Source organism: Asaia lannensis NBRC 102526, from assembly GCF_024054035.1.
GTDB lineage: Bacteria > Pseudomonadota > Alphaproteobacteria > Acetobacterales > Acetobacteraceae > Asaia > Asaia lannensis.
Genome location: NZ_JAMXQU010000014.1, coordinates 18,871 through 38,897, shown reverse-complemented (window position 1 = coordinate 38,897; position 20,027 = coordinate 18,871). Strand labels below are relative to the sequence as shown.

The following is a 20,027-nucleotide window of genomic DNA, read 5'->3' as shown; positions in this document are numbered from 1 at the left end:
CAGAAACAGACGATCTGAGGGGTGGGGGTGTTGTTGACATCGTGTTGCGAAAAACCGCTCCGGGGCTGCTTCAGGTCCGTTGACCAGGGTTCGGAAACCGTATAGTTCCCTATGCATGAGAAACTCAAGGGTTTCCGAAACCTTTTTTGGCGCGAGCGCAAGGTTTCCGGTTACCCTTCTTGCACATCGGTAATTTTGGATAGCGCCAGCATGCGAGCATCTTCGTTCTACTCGTTCCGTTCGCCTTGGAGCCTCAAGGCAACGACGAGCCTTTCCCTGCGCCTTATCCCTTTGGCTCTCCTGACACTCGACCTGTCAGGCTGTAAGCACAAGGGTGCCGCGCCTACGCCTCCGCCGCAGACCGTGGGCATCTATACGGTCCATCCTCACCCGCTGAAGACGAGCACATCGCTCCCCGGTCGTGTCGAGGCATTCGAGCAGGCACAGGTCCGCCCGCAGGTCGGTGGCGTCATCCTCAAACGCACCTTCGAGCAGGGAACGGACGTCAAGGCGGGTCAGCTGCTGTACGTGATCAACCCGGCGCCGTTCAAGGCAACCTACGACCAGGCAAAGGCGCAGCTTCTGCATGCCCAGGCCGCTGCGTTGAGCATCCGCGCCCAGCTGGAGCGTTATCGCCCGCTTGCTGCGGCTCATGCTGTCAGCAAACAGGACTACGACAATACGCTTTCATCCGCCCGTCAGGCGGAAGCCGACATTGCCCAGGCCAAGGCGAATGTTGACAGCGCTGCCGTCAATCTGGACTGGACGCAGGTTCGCTCGCCCATCGACGGGCGCATCGGCCGTATGCTCGTCACGCCCGGTACGCTCGTGACCGCCGGTCAGACCAACGCGATTGCAACCGTGACGCGTATGGACCCGATTTATGTCGACGTTAATCTCGCCACATCGGACATGTTGCGGCTGCGTCGCGAGTTTGCCAGCGGCAAGCTCGAAAAGGTCTCTGGCAACGCGGCTGCGGTCGAGCTGACACTCGAAGACGGTAGCCATTACGATAAATCCGGTCAGCTTCGCCTGACAGAAGTCACAGTCGACCCCGCCACGGGGACGATGGTCGTTCGTGCCGAGTTCCCCAATCCGGACCGTCTGCTCATGCCGGGCATGTATGTCCATGCCGAGGTGGCTGAAGGGATCGACCCCAACGCCATCACAATTCCGCAGCCTGCCTTGCAGCGCGATTCCAAGGGCGATCCTTTCGTCTACGCACTCGATGGCGACAACAAGGTTACGATGCGCTTCGTGCAGCTCGATCGCGCGCTCGATGGCGACTGGGTCGTTATGGGTGGCCTGAACAACGGTGACAGGATCATCGTCGAAGGGCTGCAAAAAGCGCACCCGGGTGCCGTCGTGAAGCCTGTCGAGAAAACGTCCGACGGCAAGTCAGATAACGCCCAGCCCGCGCACGCAGGATAAGAGCTCTTCATGTCCCGTTTTTTCATCGACAGACCGATCTTTGCCTGGGTCATCGGGCTGATCATCATGCTTGTGGGTGGCGTGTCCATCTTCAGCATGCCGATTGCACAATACCCGTCGATTGCACCGCCGCAGATCGCGATCACGGTCGACTACCCCGGTGCGTCGGCTGAAACGGTCAATAACACGACTGTCCGCCCGATCCTGCAGCAGATGTTCGGCCTCGATCATCTCGAATATCTTTCGGCGTCTTCCTATGGCAGCGGCCATATGGAAATCGACCTGACCTTCGCACAGGGCACGAACCCTGACATTGCGCAGGTTCAGGTGCAGAACAAACTTCAGCTCGCCCAGCCCCGCCTGCCGACGGAAGTCGTCAATCAGGGTCTGAGCGTGACGAAGGCCGTGAAGAACTTCATGCTCGTGATCGCCTTCATCTCGACCGATAGCAGCATGTCCGGTCAGGATATCGCCGATTATGTGGCATCGAACGTGTCCGATCCGCTGTCGCGCGTGTCCGGCGTGGGCGATCACACGCTGTTCGGTTCCGAATACGCCATGCGTATCTGGATGGACCCCAATAAACTGTACAAATACGCGCTCAATGTGAGCGATGTGCAAACTGCCATCCAGCAGCAGAATATCCAGGTGTCTTCCGGTGAGCTTGGCGGTCTGCCGGCGACCAAGGAAATCGGCTTCGACGCCACCATCATCGGCCCGACCCGCCTGAGCGAGCCCGAGCAGTTCAAGAAGATCGTGCTCAAGGTCCAGCAGGATGGCTCGCAGGTTCATCTGAGCGATGTGGCGCGCGTCGAACTCGGTGCGCAGAACTACAATCTGACGTCGTTCTACAACAATCTGCCGACAGTCGGTATGGCGCTCAAGCTCGCGCCGGGCGCCAACCAGCTGACGACCGAAACGGCCGTTCGTGCAAAGATTGCCGAGCTGGAGAAGTTCTATCCGCAGGGCCTGAAGACGGTTTATCCGCTGGATACCGAGCCTTTCATTACCCTGTCGATCAAGGAAGTGGTGATCACACTGGTCGAGGCTATCGCGCTCGTCTTCGTGGTCATGCTCATCTTCCTGCAGAATTTCCGTGCAACGCTCATTCCGACGATTGCCGTTCCCGTTGTGCTTCTGGGTACGTTCGGCGTGCTTGCGGCCCTCGGTTTCTCGATCAACACGCTTACCATGCTGGCCATGGTGCTTGCCGTCGGTCTGCTCGTCGATGATGCCATCGTCGTGGTGGAAAACGTCGAACGCGTGATGAGCGAGAAGGGGCTTTCTCCCAAAGAGGCGTCCCGCCAGTCCATGGATGAAATCACGGGCGCTCTGGTTGGCATCGTGCTGGTCCTGACCGCCGTGTTCCTGCCTATGGCGGCGTTCAGCGGCTCGACCGGTGTGATCTATCGCCAGTTCTCCATCACGATTGTCGCCGCCATGTGGCTGTCGGTCCTCGTCGCAACGGTCATGACGCCCGCACTCTGCGGCTCCATGCTCAAGCCGACGCACAAGGAGCACAAGACGGGCCCGATTGCGTGGTTCAACCGCAATTTCGATCGTATGACCAATGGCTATCTGCGCGGCGTCAAGCTCCTCATCCGCAGCCGTCTTGTCAGCATGCTCATCTTCGCCGTGTTCGCTATCGGCGCGGTCTTCCTGTTCCTGCGCGTGCCAGGAGGCTTCCTGCCTGAGGAAGATCAGGGAATCATCTTCGGTCAGGTGACCATGCGTCCGGGCGCAAATAATGCCCAGACAGCCGCGGTCAATCGCAAGATCACCGATTATGTGATGCATCAGTACGGTGACATCGCGCAGTCCGTCTTTGCCATGAACGGCTTCAACTTCGCCGGTCAGGGCCAGAGCGCAGGCGCCTTCTTCATCCGTCTGAAGCCATGGGATGAGCGTCCGGGCTACAAGAATACCACCATGTCCGTTGCTGGCGCGATCATGAAGCATTTCTGGATGGATCCGGAAGCGATGATCTTCGCCATCAACCCGCCAGCCGTGATGGAACTCGGCAATGCGGCCGGTTTCGATCTTGAGCTTGAGGATAACGGCCATCTGGGCCATCAGGCCCTGCTGAACGCCCGTAATCAGGTTCTGGGCGAAGCCGCGAAAAACCCACGTCTTATGGCGGTTCGCCCCATGGGTCTGGAAGATCAGCCGCAGTTCCATCTCGATATTGATCGCGAGCGCGCCAATGCGCAGGGCGTGACAAATGCCGAAATCAACACCACCATCCAGGGGGCGTTCGGCTCGATCTACGTCAACCAGTTCATGCGTAGCGACCGTGTGAAGCAGGTCTATATCGAAGGCGAGGCCTGGGCGCGCATGACGCCCGAAGACCTCAATAAATGGTACGTCCGCAATACCGCTGGAGACATGGTGCCATTCAACGCCTTCGCCACCGGTAACTGGATTGTCGGACCGCAGAAGGTGGAAGACTATAACGGTCTGAACTCCTTCGAGCTTCAGGGTCAGGGCGCTCCGGGCACCAGCTCCGGTGCGGCCATGCAGGAAATGGAGAAGATCCTGTCCCATCTGCCCAAGGGGATCGGTTACGAATGGACCGGTATTTCCTATGAGCAGGTCGCATCCAGCGGCTCGACGGGTCCTCTCTACGCCCTCGCATCCATCGTGATCCTGCTTTGCCTTGCGGCACTGTATGAAAGCTGGGCAATTCCGTTCTCGGTGCTGATGGTCCTTCCGCTCGGCGTGCTCGGTGCAATCGGCGCCACGCTATGGCGCGGGCTCGATAACGACGTGTATTTCCAGGTCGGACTGCTCACCACGGTGGGTCTGTCGGTCAAGAACGCCATTCTGATCGTGGAATTCGCCAAGGAGTTCTTTGAACAGGGCGATTCACTCGAAGACGCCGTGCTCAAGGCAGGTCGTGAGCGTCTGCGCCCGATCCTGATGACGTCCATCGCTTTCGTCTGCGGCGTGTTCCCGCTGGCAATCGCGACCGGCGCGGGATCGGCGGCACGCGTGGCGATCGGTACCTGCGTGGTTGGCGGCATGCTCTCGGCAACCGTGCTTGCCGTGTATTTCGTCCCGGTATTCTTTGTTGTGATCCTGCGTCTCTTCAAGGTAACCCGCATGAAGGATCGCGTTGACCCCTACGAACACCGCAATGAAGCCGCTCGGGGAGAGGGCGCATGAGCCTCATGACCAAGTCCAGATCGGTGAGCGCCCTCATGGCGTTCACCATGCTCGCCTCGTGCAATCTTGCACCGAAATACGAGCGCCCCACCCAGCCGGTGCAGAACAGCTATCCGGCAGATTCAGGTCGTACGCAGCCCCTCAAGGGTCAGGCCGCGGCGGATATAGGGTGGAAGCATTTCTTCACCGACGCGCGTCTGCGTGCGCTGATCGAGCTTGCACTGAAGAACAACCGCGATCTGCGCAGTCAGGCTGCAGCGATCATGGAAGCGCAGGGCAGCTACGATGTGCAGCATGCCTCGCTGTTTCCGCCTATCGGCGTATCGGGGCAGGGACAGTTTCTCGCTCCGTCCGAAACCGCCGGCTTCTCCTTCGCACCGGGTCTCGGTCGAAGCACCTCGATGCTGCGATACTATGGCTTAGGGATCGGGTTCTCGTCGTATGAGGTCGATCTCTTCGGCCGCATTCGCAATCTGTCCCGCCAGCAGGCCGAAGAACTGCTTGGGTCGCGTATGAATGCGCAATCCGTTCTGATCAGTACGGTCTCGCAGGTTGCCAATACCTATCTGCAATGGCTGGCCGACCGTGAACTCGTTCGCGTGACCAATCAGACCCTGACGTCGCAGAGCGATACGCTCAGACTGACACAGATGAAATACGATCACGGCGAGGCCGATGCCCTGACGCTGGCCCAGACCCAGACCCAGGTCGAACAGGCAGCAAGCAACAAGGCGCAGTACGAACGCCAGATGGCGCAGGACGAGCATCAGCTCCAGCTTCTGGTCGGCGTCCCTCTGCCCGACACCCTGCCTCCACCGCAGCCCTTCGGCGCACAGACATTGCTGAGCGATCTGCCGGCTGGTCTGCCGTCGGACCTGATTGCGCAAAGGCCGGATATCCAAACCGAAGAGCATAAGCTGATGGGGGCCAATGCCAATATCGGTGCCGCACGCGCTGCTTTCTTCCCCAAGGTAACGCTCACAGCGCAGGAAGGCGTCAGCTCGCTCCAGTTCAGGCATCTGTTCACGCCGGGTGCGCAGACATGGTCGGTTTCGCCCAATATCGAGCTGCCTATTTTCACCTGGGGCCAGAATGAGGGGAACCTCAAGGTCAGCAAGGCACGGCGTCTGGCGCAAATCGCCACTTATGAGAAAACGGTTCAGACCGCGTTCAAGGAAGTGTCGGATGCCCTGACGGCGCGTGAGACCTATCTCGCGCAGGATGCACATATGAAGGGTCTGGTGCAGTCGTCGAAGCAGGCCTATGACCTTGCCATGATGCGCTACAATACGGGTATCGATCCCTATCTCACGACGCTTACCCAGCAGCGCAGCCTCTATGACGCTCAACAAAGCCTGATCGTCGTGCAATTGGCGCGTTACCAGAATCTGGTAACGCTCTATCGGGCCCTTGGAGGCGGCTGGAGCGCGTCGGATGTCGCCGCAAGTGCAGCTCTGCCTTCAACCCCAGGAAAAGGCTGACACAGGAAACCACCGGATGAGACAGTCCATACTATACCGCTCCATGTTCTGCGCTCTCGGGATCGGGGTCGTCATGACCCCGGTACTCGCAGCTGCGCAGGATGATGATGACGGCAAGAAGAAGCCGGATATGCATCAGCTTGCCCGCTCATCGGCCCTGCCGAAGGCCGAAGCCGATTTCTCGATGTTCAAATATCGTCCTGCTGGCGACAAGGTAACCGAACAGCCGGATGCCAACCGCATTCTGTTCAAGCGCCCGGACGGCACGCCGGATGGCTACGCACAGCGTCGTGGCAATGCGATCATCTATTACGATCGCTACGGCAAGGTCTCGCACGTTCAGCCGCTGGACGACTGAACGGACCAGTAACCCGTCATGGAGCAGGAAGCCTTCGAATGCAGGCTTTCCGTTCGATGTCGGGTTTATTATTTAATTTATTGTCCAGCCAAGTTTTGTCGCGGACTGCGCGTGTTAAGCGCCTAATATTGCGCACCATGTCAGAGATTCTCAGGTCCATCGCGGCACGAACGCTCCGCAAGCCCCCTTATGGTCCGACCCGGTCCATACCCCTGTGGCGAGGCGCTTTCCTCTTCCTCGCGACAATCGGTTTCATGCCGACCGGTCACGCGGAGAGTTTTCATGAGGCGATCCAGCTTGCCTGGGATCGCGATCCGGCCAACACATCCTACTCCATCGATGCCACGGCCTCACACAAAAATGCGCGGGCCGCCCAGTCGTGGTTCCCCGAAGGCCCGATCATCGCCGGACAGTATCTCGACGATCATTTCATCGGCACCAATCTTGGCTACACGACCTATCAGGGCAGCATCAGTCTGCCCCTGTGGCTGCCGGGACAGGGTACCGCGACGGTAAAGAATGCCCTCGCTGACGAGGAAGTGGCAAAAGCCCGCATCAAGGTCCAGCACCTTCTCAGCGCCGTACGCCTGCTCGATCTGGCCAGCAGCGCCACGCTTTTGCAAAAAAAAATCGGCAATCTGCGGGCGACAAGCGATCTGCTCGAACGCGTTGTTCAAAGCTCGCATCAGGGCCTGCGCGCCGGGGAAATCGCGGCAGCCGATTTCGATGCAGTTGTCGGCGAAAAAGCGGATTTCGATGCCCAGATCGCGCAGTCCGAACAGGCGCTCGAGAATGCCCGCGCCGAACTGGAAGCCCTGACGGGCACGGATGAAATTCCGGATATCCTCTCACTCGACGGACGCATGCTGCGAACACAGAACCTGAGCCTCGACCCGGCGCGCGATCCACGTATCGAAATGGCTGCTGCCGTATCGCGCAGTGCCAAGGCGGCCTATACGCTCGCCCGCCATTCCTACATGCCCAATCCCCAACTCGGTGTGCAGGTTGTCAAACAGGGGCAGTACGGCAGTCCGTGGGACACGCAGGTCGGTGTGCAGTTCTCCATGGCGCTCCCTAGCGAGGCCAGAAACACGCCTATCGTCATGAAAGAGGTCAAGGCCATGGGCGCCGCAGAGCGCGACGCCATTCTCGCCCAGCGCAAGGTCAAAACCGAATATCGTCAGACACGCGCCAGTCTCAGTTCCGCCCTGACCATGCTCCGTAGCGCGTCCTCCGCCCGCCACGCTCTCGATTCACGCGCCCATGACCTCGAACACGCCTGGAGTGTGGGCGAGACACCGGTCATCGAATATCTGCGTGCGCGGCGCGCGGCTCTCGAAGCCGGACAGAGAAGCGCCGAAGCTGACGTCATTTGGCACGCGGCAATGATAAGAATGAGCCTGATGGCCGGGAACTACCCATGATATATCGCTCTGTCCTCAGGCCTCGGCCCGCACACATCGCAACCCTGCTTGCCTGTGCGGTTCTCTCCTCAAGCGTTTTTCTCCCTGGTCCCGCTTTTGCCCAGATGGGCGGCAGCTGGCCGAAAGCGCCCATCGTGATTTCGCGCGAGGCGCTCTCGCATGAGAATATCCACACGGCCATCACCAAAGCTGGCGCACTGCCACCCCATGTCGATGTTCCAGCCTATATCGATCAGGATGACAGACGCAGTGCACGCATTCATCCGGTAGGGCAGGGACGTGTTCAGACTGTTCTGGTCACGCCGGGTGAGGTTGTGAGCAAGGGTCAGGTGTTGTTCACCTATGACGATTTCAGTCTCAGCGATGCGCATCAGCGCCTGCTCTCGGCCGAGGCCGCCCTGCAACAGGCCAAGGCCCTGCGTGACGATGCACGCCTCTCCTATGACAGGGCGCGCTCCCTCCAGGGGGGCGCGGTGTCACAGGGCGAAGCACAGCGACGGCGTTCGCGATTGCAGGATGCCGAGGGCACGGTCAAACGCAGCCAGGCGATTGTCCAGAACGAGCGTGAGCGCCTCGCCCGTTTTTCCTCATCGTCAGAGAAAACCGAGGGGCTTCATTCCTCCGTTATTTCCCCCATCGACGGGATCGTAAACAGGATAACGGTAGGCGTGGGGGAGGAAGTATCGGGACGTGCTGCCCCTGCCGTTGAAATTGACGATCTTTCCCATGTCTGGGTGGTTTCGCAGGTCGGTGAGCAACAGGCGACCCATTTGAGTCGGGGCGGCCGACAGCTGACATGGCCCGCGCCCGATGCCCAGCCGATCGCATCGCGTATCGATCTGATCGAGGGCAGCGTGGACCCGATGACGCGCCATGTTCTGGTGCGCAGCCTTGTAGAGAACGCAAAACGTCAGCTCAGGCCTGACATGCTGGTCAAGACGAGGCTCTTTTCATCGGAACTGGTTCACGGAACGAGCCTGCCTGCGACGGCAATCCAGACAATCGGCAGCCAGCCCTGCGTTTTCGTTCGTATCGACGATACGCATTACGAGGCCAGAAAGGTCTCGACTGGCCCGGAACTCGACGGGACCATCATCGTCACCAAAGGGCTCAAACCCGGGGAGACTGTCGTGACAGATGGCAGTTTCGTGCTGAAATCCCAGGCACTTCTCGCACCCGAACCCAATCACGGTGAGGGCGGCCAGTAATCATGCGTTTCATGCTCGCCCTTCTCAAGGGGCGCGCCGCCATACTCGGTGCGGTCGTGCTCCTCATGATCGCCGGGATTGCGGACCTGCGCTCGTTGTCGGTCGAACCGGTACCGGATATATCGCCGCGTCAGGTGCTTATCAGCGTCCGGGCTCCCGGTCTGCCGACCGAAGAGGTCGAGCGACTGGTGACCTTCCCCATCGAAACCGTCATGTCCGGTATAGTGGGTGTCGATTCCATGCGCTCGGTGTCGCGCACGGGCGTTTCAGTGCTTTATCTCCAGTTCGACGACGGAACAGACATCTACAGGGCACGCGAGCTGGTGGCGCAGCGTCTCGATCAGGCGCGGGCGGCTGTATCGGTACGCAATATTGCCATCAGCATGGGCCCCATGGCAACCGGCATGGGCGAGATCATGCAGATCCAGATCCATGGCAAGGGTCAGTCTCTGGCGTCGCTCAATCGTATCATGACATGGAACGTGGTGCCGAAGCTGCGCCTCATTCCGGGGGTGATCGACGTCAATATCAATGGTGGTGCGTCGCAGACCTATCAGGTTGCCCTCAACCCCATGGCGCTCAGGCAGTTCCAGGTCTCGGTCTCGGATGTCTTCAACGCTGTCGATCGTGACAACGAGGCTGCGGGTGGCGCATGGATCGAGCATAATGACGAACAGCAGATCATCGTCGGCCGCTCGCTCATAGACAGCCTGCACGAGCTGGGCGAGGTTCAGGTGCGCAGCATGCCCAATGGCGGTGTCGTGCATGTGCGCGATGTCGGCACCGTGCGCGAAGGACGACTGCCCCGTCTGGGCGGCGTCACGCGTGATGGCGAGGGCGAAATCGTCAATGCCGTGATCCTGCTTCAGCAGGGGGCCAATGCCAAAGCCACGCTCGCGCGCATCGAGAAGGCCCTGCCTCAGATCGTCTCGACCCTGCCAGCAGGCGTGAGCCTCGAACCCTATTACAGCCGCGCCACACTAACCGATGTCACCATTCACACCGTCAAGGAAAACCTGCTTCTTGGCGCTCTGCTGGTCTTGATCGTTCTGCTGGTCGTAATAGGCGACTGGCGTGCCTCACTGGTCATTATCTCCGTCATTCCGTTTTCTCTGGTTGCGGCCATGGTTGGCATGCGTCATCTCGGGATTTCAGCCAATCTGCTGAGCCTCGGTGCAATCGATTTCGGCATGGTGGTCGATAGCGCCCTCGTGATTGTCGAAAGCGTTCTGTCCAGTCAGGCAGCAGCCAATGTGCCGCTGACGCGTCGTATCGCCGATACCGTCGCCTCTGTCGCGCGCCCGGTCATTTTCGCCATTCTCATTATCATCATGGTCTATCTGCCGGTACTGACGCTTGAGGGCGTTGAAGGGCGCATGTTCAGGCCCATGGCGCAGACGGTCATTCTCGCTCTCGTCGCATCGCTGATCTATGCGCTGGTTGCAGTACCGGCGTTCTCGGCACTGATCATGAAGATCAAACCTCATGTTGCGCACGGACCGGCGCGCGAGGCAGCAGGCAATAAGATCGATGGGCAGGGTGCAGAACAGAGTGCTGACGAGCATGGTCAGGACAACGCGCTTTCCGGCACCGAACACGATACGTTCTTTATCAGGTTTCTCAGGCGCGGCTTCGCTCCGGCTTCACGCTGGTGCATGGACAACACGCGCAAGGTGATCGCTATCGCCCTTGTTATTCTTGTCGTTTCTCTGGGCCTGACCACGCACCTCGGTGGCGAATTCATTCCCCAGCTTCAGGAGGGCGATCTCATCGTGACCTCCACCCGTCTGCCGGGCATTTCGCTCGATGCCTCGCTACGGTCCATCCAGCAGATCGAGAAAACACTCAGGCAGTTTCCCGATATCAGAATGCTGGTCAGCAACAGCGGTACGTCAGCCATTCCCACCGATCCCCAGGGCGGCGAGCAATCGGATACCTATGTTCTGCTCAAGCCGCGCTCGGAATGGAAAACCGCTACATCGCAGGAGGGGCTGATCAGGGCGTTCGACGCGGCACTGCGCAAGAACAACCCCGGATCGCTCTACTCGTGGAGCCAGCCCATCCAGATGCGTATGGACGATCTGCAATCCGGCGTGCGCTCGCAGATTGCGATTGGCATCTACGGGCCGGACATCGACACGCTCATGCGCCTTGCTGCAGATGCCGCACGTGTGGTCGATAGCGTGCCCGGTGCAGCAGACGTGGCGCCGCAGGATGTCGGGACGATCCCCTATCTTCACATCGATGTGGATCGTACGGCTGCCGCCCGTCTGAACGTCGATACGTCTGAAGTGCTGGACGTTGTGGAGTCCATTGGAGGCCATGTCGGACCGCCCGTCTCGTTGCAGGACGCGCTCATCCCTACCGAAGTGCGCATCATGGCAGAGGCACGGGACGATCTGGCGGATATCAAACTGCTTCCCGTACTCACGCGTGACGATCACACGGTACGTCTCGATCAGGTCGCGGATATCACCCTGCGCGATGGTCCTGCGGCAATCCGGCGCAATCAGGGCGAGCGGCGCATGATGGTCCAGGCCAATGTGCGCGGGCGCGACCTGAGCTCGTTCGTTCAGGAAGCCCAGCAAGCCGTCAAGACACAGATCAAGCTGCCGCCCGGCTATCGCATTGAATGGAGCGGGCAGTTCCGCAATCTCCAGACGGCGGTGGCCCGACTTGAGGTCGTCGTGCCAATCACACTGGTGCTGATCTTCTGTCTGCTGATCCTCGCCCTTGGCGATGTCTGGCTGGCGGCACTCGTCTTCGTCAATCTGCCTTTTGCCGCAACCGGTGGGATCATCGCCCTCTGGGTGCGCGGCATGCCATTCAGTATTTCGGCAGGGATCGGGTTCATCGCCCTGTTCGGCGTAGCCACGCTCAATGGCGTCGTTCTGATCGCCTATATCAGAGACAAGCGCCTGGCCGGGCTCGATGCGATCAAAGCCGCCGTTACCTCGGCACGCGAGCGCTTTCGCCCTGTCATGGCCACAGCGACGGTCGCCTGTCTCGGCTTTTTTCCCATGGCATTTTCAATGAGCGAGGGCGCCGAAGTCGAAAAACCACTGGCCACAGTCGTTATCGGGGGGCTCATCTCGTGCACCGCGCTTACGCTGCTCGTACTTCCCACACTCTATATCAGCCTCTCCGCTTGGCGTGAGAAGAAAGCGCGGCGTCCTGTCGGTGCGACACAGCAGGACTGAAACCACCCCGGCATCACGACGTTGATTTGACAGGCTTCGACATAAATGCCGCAATGACCGACAGGGTCTTGCGGCATTTGCCGTTTCAACGCCGCAAGCCAAGACGGAGATCCACGATGCTATCCTGTGTCGGATATGGCGCGCAGAGCGCTTCAGACAAACTTTCCCCATTCCAGTTCGAACGACGCGATACCGGTCCGGACGATGTCAAAATCGACATTCTCTATTGCGGCGTGTGCCATTCAGACATCCATCAGGCACGCAACGAGTGGCACAACACGATTTACCCCTGCGTTCCCGGACATGAAATCGTGGGGCGCGTAAGCGAAACAGGCGCCTCGGTGTCCCGCTTCAAGGTGGGCGATCTCGTCGGTGTGGGCTGTATGGTCGATTCCTGTCGCGAATGCCCGAGCTGCAAGGAAGGTCTCGAGCAGTATTGCGAAGAGGGCTTTGTCGGCACCTATAACGGCGAAGATCGACAGGGACGTGGTATAACCTTCGGTGGCTATTCGAAAGCCGTTGTCGTCGATCAGGCTTTCGTTCTCAAGGTGCCTGAAAACCTCGATCTCGCCGCGGTAGCGCCGCTTCTGTGCGCAGGCATCACCACCTATTCGCCGCTCAAGCACTGGAAGGTCGGGCCGGGTCAGCGCGTGGGTGTTGTCGGCCTGGGTGGACTTGGCCATATGGCCGTGAAATTCGCGCGCGCTTTCGGGGCGGAAGTGGTGCTCTTCACCACATCGCAGAACAAGGTTGCGGACGGTATTCGTCTCGGCGCCCATGAGGTCGTGCTGTCGAAAGATGCAGACGCGATGGCCCGTGAAGCCGGCCGGTTCGATTTCATTCTCGATGCCGTTGCGGCAGAGCACGATATCAATACGTATCTCAATCTGCTCAAGCGCGATGGCACACTGGTTCAGGTCGGTGCCCCCGAACAACCACTACCCGTTGCGGTGTTCAGCCTCATCATGAAGCGCCGTAACTTTGCGGGCTCGCTGATCGGCGGCATCGCCGAGACACAGGAAATGCTCGATTTCTGCGGCGAACACGGCATCACGGCCGATATCGAGATGATCGCCATGGACGAGATCGAACATGCTTATGCGCGCATGCTCAAATCGGACGTGAAATACCGTTTTGTCATCGATATGGCCACGCTCGATCACGCAGCCTGATACCGTTCTCACGGTATCCGGGAGGCGCCCGTTAAGGGCGCCTCCCGTGTAAAACGCCTAGCAGACTTCGACGGGGATTCCTGAAGCTTCCAGATCGGACAGGATTGCCGGCTTGATCTGCCCATCGGTCAGAATACGGTCAAATTCCTGAAGCGACGTCAGGCGATGCAAACCGCCTTGGCGAAACTTGGTGCTGTCCACAAGCAGAACGCACCGATCGGCAATTGCCATCAGCGCACGTTTTACCTTCACCACATCCTGATCGTTCTGGAACGCCGTATCGCCAGAAATGACCGAGGTTGACATAAACATGATGTTGCCGCGCAAAGACCGCGCCGCCTGCTCACAGACAAGCCCGAAAAATGCGTTGCGCGAATTGCTGTAATCGCCCCCGAGACAGATGATCTTGATACCGGGGAAGGGCGCAAGCGCCTGCACGACACCGACAGCATTGGTAATCACTGTCAGCGGTGCGCGTGCCGGAAGGAGCGGCAGCATTTCGGCTACCGTCGTCGAATCATCGAGGATGATGACCTGACCCGGTTCGATCATCGATACGGCGCGCTGAATGATCGCCTTTTTGAGATTGGCCGCCCGGTGTTGACGATAGGCCACATTTTTCTCGGTACGCGCCCGGTTCTTGAGCGTGATGCCACCATGGATCTTGTCAATCAGCCCCTGACTGGCAAGCGCATGGGCATCACGGTGAATCGTCATGCGACTGACGTCGAAATGCTCGGCAAGAAATTCGATGCTGGCGTTACCCTGCTCGAACAGCAGATCGAGAATCTGCTGCTGACGCGACTTCAGATTCTGACGTTTCACGCCCGAGAAACCGTCCAGGGGAGGTGCTGACCTGATGTCATCACTCATATTCAAGAACTGCCTTTGACAGAATTCGCTTTGTTCCGGTGGACCAAGCAGACCGATTGATTGATAACAAAAATATCACAAATATCTCATGCCAGCAAGGGATAGTCTCATACATCTGCTTAAGGGAAACAACATGTCATGCCCTTCAAGAGCGGGTGAGCGCCTGACCGGAAATAAACCTGTGCGTGTCCCGCGAGAGACAGAACTTGATCGATACCGGCGATCACCGGAGCGTGCGATAAATTACCTCACCCAACGTATCATATATAGCACTTTATTGTGATTTTCATAACATTTACGCTCATATTACAGCGGGAGAACGGTTAGGCCTCAAGTCATTATGGAGCCAAGTCATGGGTGCGGCATATCTGATCGGGATCGACTGCGGATCGTCCAGCGCCAAAACTGTGATTTTCGCCACAGACGGCCGGATTGCAGGAGTAGGGCATGCGCGCATCGCGCAGATCTCGGACACGCCGCGCCATGTGGAACGTGATCTGGAGAAAAGCTGGTCTGTCGTGGCCGGCACGATACGGGATGCGCTTGCCGATGCTGGATTGACCGGTGCCGACATTGCCGGTGTCGGGGTGACAGCACATGGCGATGGTTTATTCCTGCTCGACAGGGGCAACAGACCGCTCGGGCACGGAATCATGTCGCTCGACAGCCGTGCCTATGGTCTTCACGACCAGTGGAAGCGTGATGGCATCCTGGACAGGATGATGCCGCTCGCCGGGCAGCGCCCCTATCCTTATTCCGCAACCACATTGCTCGCGTGGATCAAGCGCCACCAGCCAGAGCGCTACAGCGCAATCGGCGTGGCATTCTTTGCCAAGGACTGGCTGCGCTACTGCCTCACAGGAGAGGTGGCGACCGATCTCACCGAGGCGAGTACGGCATTCACCGATCTGCATAGGCAATGCTACAGCACGGATATCCTCGACTGCCTCGATCTGCGCGAAGTCGCACCGGCACTGCCACCCATGCACGATTCCTGCGACTGCGCGGGCAGGGTAACTCCCGAGGCCGCCCGTATGACCGGTCTCATGGCAGGCACACCCGTTTCTGCAGGGCTGCATGACGTCATCGCTGCAGCGGTCGGGCTCGGACAGATCCGGCCAGGCGATATGACAGTGACCGCAGGCACGTTCTCGATCAATGAGGTTCTCCGCGACCGTCCGGTGACAGGCAATGAATGGGCCTGTCGCGCCGGATATCGCAAAGGTCTGTGGAACTGCATGGCGATCTCGCCCGCCTCGGCAAGCAATCTCGAATGGATGGCCCGCTATATCGACCCTGAAGATCCGGATTCCGCTGCAAAGCTGATCGATGCCGCGATAGGCAAATTCAGCGAGGGCCGCATGAACCGTCAGATCCCGCTCTATCATCCCTATCTGTTCGGCTCGCCGTTCGAAACACCGGCAACAGCCTCCTTTCTTGGGGTGCAGTCCTGGCATGACCGCGCCGACCTTTTTCGTGCCATGATCGAAGGAACGATCTTCAATCACCGCCACCATGTCGAGGACCTGCTTCGGACCGGGAGCGTCGTCCGTATCGGCGTATCGGGAGGAGGTAGCAGGCGACCGGAAATCGGCCAGCTTTTTGCCGATATTCTTGGACATACGGTCATGACTTCACCCGTACGTGAAGCCGGGGCGCTTGGCGCTGCGCTCACTGCGGGGGTGGCGTGCGGCATGGCCACGAGTCTCGAAAATGCTGTCGACTCTCTCGATGTTCAGCCCCGTCAGTTCGGACCTGATGCTGTCATGAAACGGTATTACGACTCAATTTACGCGCGTTATCAGTCTGTCGCCCAGGCACTGGAGCCATTCTGGCCCGCCCTGCATAGTGATCAGGGTGACGATTACCTCACCGACTCGCTTCCGAATGCCTGAAACCCCGTCGCCTGTATTTGACCATCATCCATTTCGGCTTTGTCCGATGACACGCATGAGCACGAGACTGACATGACCCATTCCGCCGAACAGCTCGATTCCACCCATTTCGATGTGACGATCATCGGCGCCGGCATCAATGGCGTCGGCCTTTTCAGGGAGCTCGCGCTTCAGGGCGTCAACGTGCTCCTGATCGAGCGCGAGGATATCTGCGCAGGCGCCTCTGCGGCTCCGTCACGTCTTATCCATGGTGGAATCAAATATCTCGAAACGGGTGAATTCAGACTTGTCGCGCAATCCACGCTTGAGCGTAACCTGCTCCTCAGAAATGCGCCGCATCTGGTAACGCCGCTTCCGACAGTCATACCGATCCATTCATGGTTTGGCGGTATTATTCCCTCGATCAGACGTTTTCTGGGATTCAGGAGCAAGCTTGCCGATCGCGGCGTGCTGATCACCGAAATCGGCATGCAGATCTATGATTTTCTCGGTCGGAGGGCACGCGTGATGCCGCGCCACAGGCTCAGCCTTGGCAAGGCCGTCCGACGGGCGTGGCCTCATATGACCCGGAAGGTAATCGCGACGGGCCGCTATTACGATGCAGCGATCTCACAGCCGGAAAGGCTGGGTTTCGAATGCGTAGAGGATGCGCTGCGTCTCAATCTCGGTTGCGCGGTCAAAACCTATACACGCGTCGAGGGTTTTCATGAGGGTGTGCTCACATTGCGCGATGCGCTGACCGATACGGTCATCCATGTGAAGACCGATCTCGTGATCAATGCCGGTGGGGCCTGGATCGACAGCATCAATGCGGAACTCGGCCTTCAGACCCGCTATATCGGCGGCACGAAGGGCTCTCATCTCGTCCTCCGTCACGAGGCCCTGTTGCGCGAACTCGATGGGCAGATGGTCTATTTCGGCACGAAGGACGGGCGTATCTGTCTGGCCTATCCTTTCCTCGGGCATATTCTCGTCGGCTCGACCGATATTCCCGTGAAGGATCCCGACACCGCCACCTGTTCCGAAGAGGAGCAGAATTACATGCTGCACATGCTGAGCGAGCTTTTCCCAGGCTTTGCGATCGCGGATCGGCATGTGCTCTATCGCTATTGCGGCGTGCGACCGCTCCCTGCAAGCAATGCGGACGACCCCGGAGCGATCAGCCGCGATCATATTGTTCACACGGATTATGCGGGAACCACGCCTGTGCTCTCGCTGGTCGGCGGTAAATGGACGACTTTTCGCGGACTGGCGGAAGAGGTGGCAGACAAAACCCTGGCGATGCTGCACAGGAAACGTATCGCATCATCTCGTACGCGGCCCATTGGCGGCGGCGCGCGCTATCCCGGCACACGCGGGCGCAAGGCCTATCTCGAAACGATTGCAAGAAAGAATGCCATCGATATGGCGCGTGCCGAAGCGTTATTCGAACGCTACGGCACAACGGCAGAACGTGTTGCAGCCACCTGCAGCGCCACACCCGACCGGCCGCTTGAGACCCTGGCCGAATATACGCGTAACGAAATACGCTATATCGTGGACGAAGAACTGGTTCGCACGGTTGATGACATTGTCTACCGACGCACGCCCATTGCCCTGCGCGGTTTACTGACCCGCGCAAGGATCGTTGAGATCAGTCTCATCATGGCCGAAATGCTGGGTTGGTCGGATGCCAAACGAAGCGAACAGGTAGATCGCTGCTGGCAACGGGCCCAAACAACTCACGGCGTTAAGGATCCCGAAGGATTGTGACACCGGACCCGGCGAGCGCGACATGAGCAACCCGCAACAGCGCGAGGCCTGTTGCGCGGGCCCAGACATTGCGGGCTTATCAGGCCAGCAGAGCGCAACAGGGGCGGCTTATCGGCGCTGAAACAACAAAAGGCCCATACAAACCTGCGTTGAGATCACCGGTGTCATCGGTGTTCCATGATGCTCCATGCGCTTGCTGCATGTCAGTGAAAGCCGGTTAACCCGGATTTCCCGCCTGTAGGGACGGAAAACATGACATCACATTATCACGCCACAAAACGTAACACTTGCACCAAAAACATTATCGTTGTTTATCAGTGATATAGTAGTTTTCTGAATATCATAGCCCGATCAATCATATCAATGTGAACGGACAATATGATATTTTATCTATCTCGATGTTATCTCTCCGCCTATAGTAACATTCATACGTTATGATGAACGTGCCGGTAGTGCGAAGAAAGACAAAGCGATGTCCTCAAAATCTCTCTGGGTCGGAACAAGCTGGAAGATGAACAAGGGGCCGGGCGCCTCGCGCGATGCTGCCACACAGATTGCAGATATGGACGTTCCGGCTTCGATCACACCGTTTATCATTCCGCCTTTCACGTCGCTGGAAAGTGTCGCGGCGCGGTTACAGGGCTCACGCTGGCATGTCGGCGCCCAGAACATGCACTGGGAGGACGAGGGCGCCTGGACCGGAGAAATCTCACCGCAGATGGTACGCGAATGCGGTGCCGATCTGATCGAACTGGGGCATTCCGAACGACGTGAGCATTTCAGCGAGACGGATATCACAGTCAATCTGAAGGTCCGCGCCGCAATCCGCTACGGCCTGCGTCCGCTCATCTGCATCGGTGACAGCGCGGACGAATATGCGTTCGGCGTCACACATGAAACACTCGCACGCCAGACCAAAATGGCTCTTTACGGTCTGAACGAGGCCGAAATCGCAACGGTTCTTATCGCTTACGAGCCCGTCTGGGCGATCGGTTCAAACGGTACGGCAGCAGAACCCGAATTTGTCGATATCGCCCATACGAGACTGCGCGCGGTCCTTGCCGAACTGGTCGGGACAGACGCAGCAAAGCGTGTGCCTCTGCTTTATGGCGGCAGCGTTTCTCTGGCGAACGCTGCCGCCTATACCGCGCTGCGCGATGTCGATGGCGTGTTTATCGGTCGTTCAGCATGGAATCCGGCAGGGCTGGAAGCCATCATCCGGTCGGTCGCATCATGAGCGGCGCGACCGGAGTCGAGAGCAAGGCGGTCTCGGCACGTCGCCGCGAGATCCTCGATTATGTGCTCGAAAATGGCGGCGCGCAGATCGAGGAACTGGTCGATCGCTTCTCGACAAGCCGCATGACGATCCATCGCGACCTGCACGCACTCTCCGAGCAGGGACTGGTGCGCAAGGTCCATGGTGGCGTGACCATGCTCGCCAGCGGCGTCATGGAAACGAGCGTCGTGCATCGCATGAGACGCGCCTCGCGTGAGAAGCAGGCGATTGCGCGTGTTGCTGCGGAATTCATCAAGGCAGGTGATATCATCGCGCTCGATGACTCGACGACGTCACGCGTGCTGTCGGAAAACCTGCCTTCGGGAATGCCACTGACCGTGCTCACAAACAGCATGGGCATTGCCACGCAGATTGCCGGAGCACGCGACATAAGCCTGATCTGCCTCGGCGGGAAATACCACCCGCGCTTCGATGCGTTTCTGGGTATCCTCTGCGAACAGGGCACCAAGTCGCTGCGTGCCAATACCCTGTTCATGTCCGTCTCGGCTGTGCGCGATCTCGGCGCCTTTCATCAGGAGCAGGAGATCGTCAAATGCAAGATGGCACTCATGGAGATCGTCGATCGTCGTATCCTGATGATCGACAGTCAGAAATTCGATGTCACGGCGCTCAATCGCCTGGCCAACCTTTCTGACTTCGATGTCGTGATCACCGATTCAGGTGTGTCCGACAGCCAGAAGAACCGGATGCTCGATGCCGGGATCAATTTGCACATAGCCACACTGGATACCGTGCAACCTCCCGCGCAACGCGCGCCTTTCTGACCCCTAT

Annotated in this window: 13 protein-coding genes; 12 read left to right on the top strand and 1 reads right to left on the bottom strand. The window is 58.8% G+C overall.

Features of this window, described 5'->3' with window-relative positions:
• Positions 1 to 210 precede the first annotated feature (210 nt).
• The 8 genes from NF685_RS13675 (at position 211) to NF685_RS13640 (ending at position 13,439) form a co-directional block, all read left to right on the top strand.
• Complete coding sequence (locus NF685_RS13675; protein WP_252850058.1) at positions 211 to 1,431, top strand: efflux RND transporter periplasmic adaptor subunit; 1,221 nt, start codon at positions 211 to 213, stop codon at positions 1,429 to 1,431.
• Positions 1,432 to 1,440: 9 nt separating this feature from the next.
• Entirely contained in the window at positions 1,441 to 4,596 is a 3,156-nt protein-coding gene (locus tag NF685_RS13670) for an efflux RND transporter permease subunit (protein WP_222547362.1), read from the top strand.
• Positions 4,593 to 6,077, top strand: coding sequence for an efflux transporter outer membrane subunit (locus NF685_RS13665; protein ID WP_252850057.1), 1,485 nt, complete (start codon positions 4,593 to 4,595; stop codon positions 6,075 to 6,077). The genes NF685_RS13670 and NF685_RS13665 overlap by 4 nt, the downstream gene beginning before the upstream one ends.
• Positions 6,078 to 6,120: 43 nt before the next feature.
• Entirely contained in the window at positions 6,121 to 6,435 is a 315-nt protein-coding gene (locus NF685_RS13660) for a hypothetical protein (protein WP_252850072.1), read from the top strand.
• Between the two features lie 254 nt (positions 6,436 to 6,689).
• Positions 6,690 to 7,859 (top strand): TolC family protein, encoded by a 1,170-nt coding sequence (locus NF685_RS13655; RefSeq protein ID WP_252850056.1) that lies wholly within the window; start codon positions 6,690 to 6,692, stop codon positions 7,857 to 7,859.
• Entirely contained in the window at positions 7,856 to 9,067 is a 1,212-nt protein-coding gene (locus tag NF685_RS13650; protein ID WP_222547359.1) for an efflux RND transporter periplasmic adaptor subunit, read from the top strand. Before NF685_RS13655 ends, NF685_RS13650 begins: the two co-directional genes overlap by 4 nt.
• A gap of 2 nt (positions 9,068 to 9,069) precedes the next feature.
• Positions 9,070 to 12,267, top strand: coding sequence for an efflux RND transporter permease subunit (locus NF685_RS13645; protein ID WP_252850055.1), 3,198 nt, complete (start codon positions 9,070 to 9,072; stop codon positions 12,265 to 12,267).
• A gap of 116 nt (positions 12,268 to 12,383) precedes the next feature.
• The gene (locus NF685_RS13640) at positions 12,384 to 13,439 is read left to right on the top strand and encodes an NAD(P)-dependent alcohol dehydrogenase (protein WP_252850054.1); all 1,056 of its coding nucleotides are present in this window, start codon (positions 12,384 to 12,386) and stop codon (positions 13,437 to 13,439) included.
• A gap of 57 nt (positions 13,440 to 13,496) precedes the next feature.
• On the opposite strand, the gene NF685_RS13635 is transcribed toward NF685_RS13640, so the two are convergent.
• On the bottom strand, positions 13,497 to 14,264 hold the full coding sequence (locus NF685_RS13635) for a DeoR/GlpR family DNA-binding transcription regulator (RefSeq protein WP_252850053.1): 768 nt from the start codon (positions 14,262 to 14,264) through the stop codon (positions 13,497 to 13,499).
• 401 nt (positions 14,265 to 14,665) lie between these two features.
• Between NF685_RS13635 and NF685_RS13630 the strand changes: the two genes are divergently transcribed.
• The 4 genes from NF685_RS13630 to NF685_RS13615 all read left to right on the top strand — a co-directional run bounded on the left by NF685_RS13630 (position 14,666) and on the right by NF685_RS13615 (position 20,020).
• Positions 14,666 to 16,207: an FGGY-family carbohydrate kinase gene (locus NF685_RS13630; RefSeq protein WP_252850052.1), complete on the top strand. Its 1,542-nt coding sequence runs from the start codon at positions 14,666 to 14,668 to the stop codon at positions 16,205 to 16,207.
• A gap of 72 nt (positions 16,208 to 16,279) precedes the next feature.
• Positions 16,280 to 17,959 (top strand): glycerol-3-phosphate dehydrogenase/oxidase, encoded by a 1,680-nt coding sequence (locus tag NF685_RS13625; RefSeq protein WP_252850051.1) that lies wholly within the window; start codon positions 16,280 to 16,282, stop codon positions 17,957 to 17,959.
• A gap of 472 nt (positions 17,960 to 18,431) precedes the next feature.
• Positions 18,432 to 19,196 carry a triose-phosphate isomerase gene (locus NF685_RS13620; RefSeq protein ID WP_252850050.1) on the top strand — a complete coding sequence of 255 codons (765 nt, stop codon included), beginning with the start codon at positions 18,432 to 18,434 and terminating at the stop codon, positions 19,194 to 19,196.
• Complete coding sequence (locus tag NF685_RS13615) at positions 19,193 to 20,020, top strand: DeoR/GlpR family DNA-binding transcription regulator (RefSeq protein ID WP_252850049.1); 828 nt, start codon at positions 19,193 to 19,195, stop codon at positions 20,018 to 20,020. The genes NF685_RS13620 and NF685_RS13615 overlap by 4 nt, the downstream gene beginning before the upstream one ends.
• Positions 20,021 to 20,027: the final 7 nt, after the last annotated feature.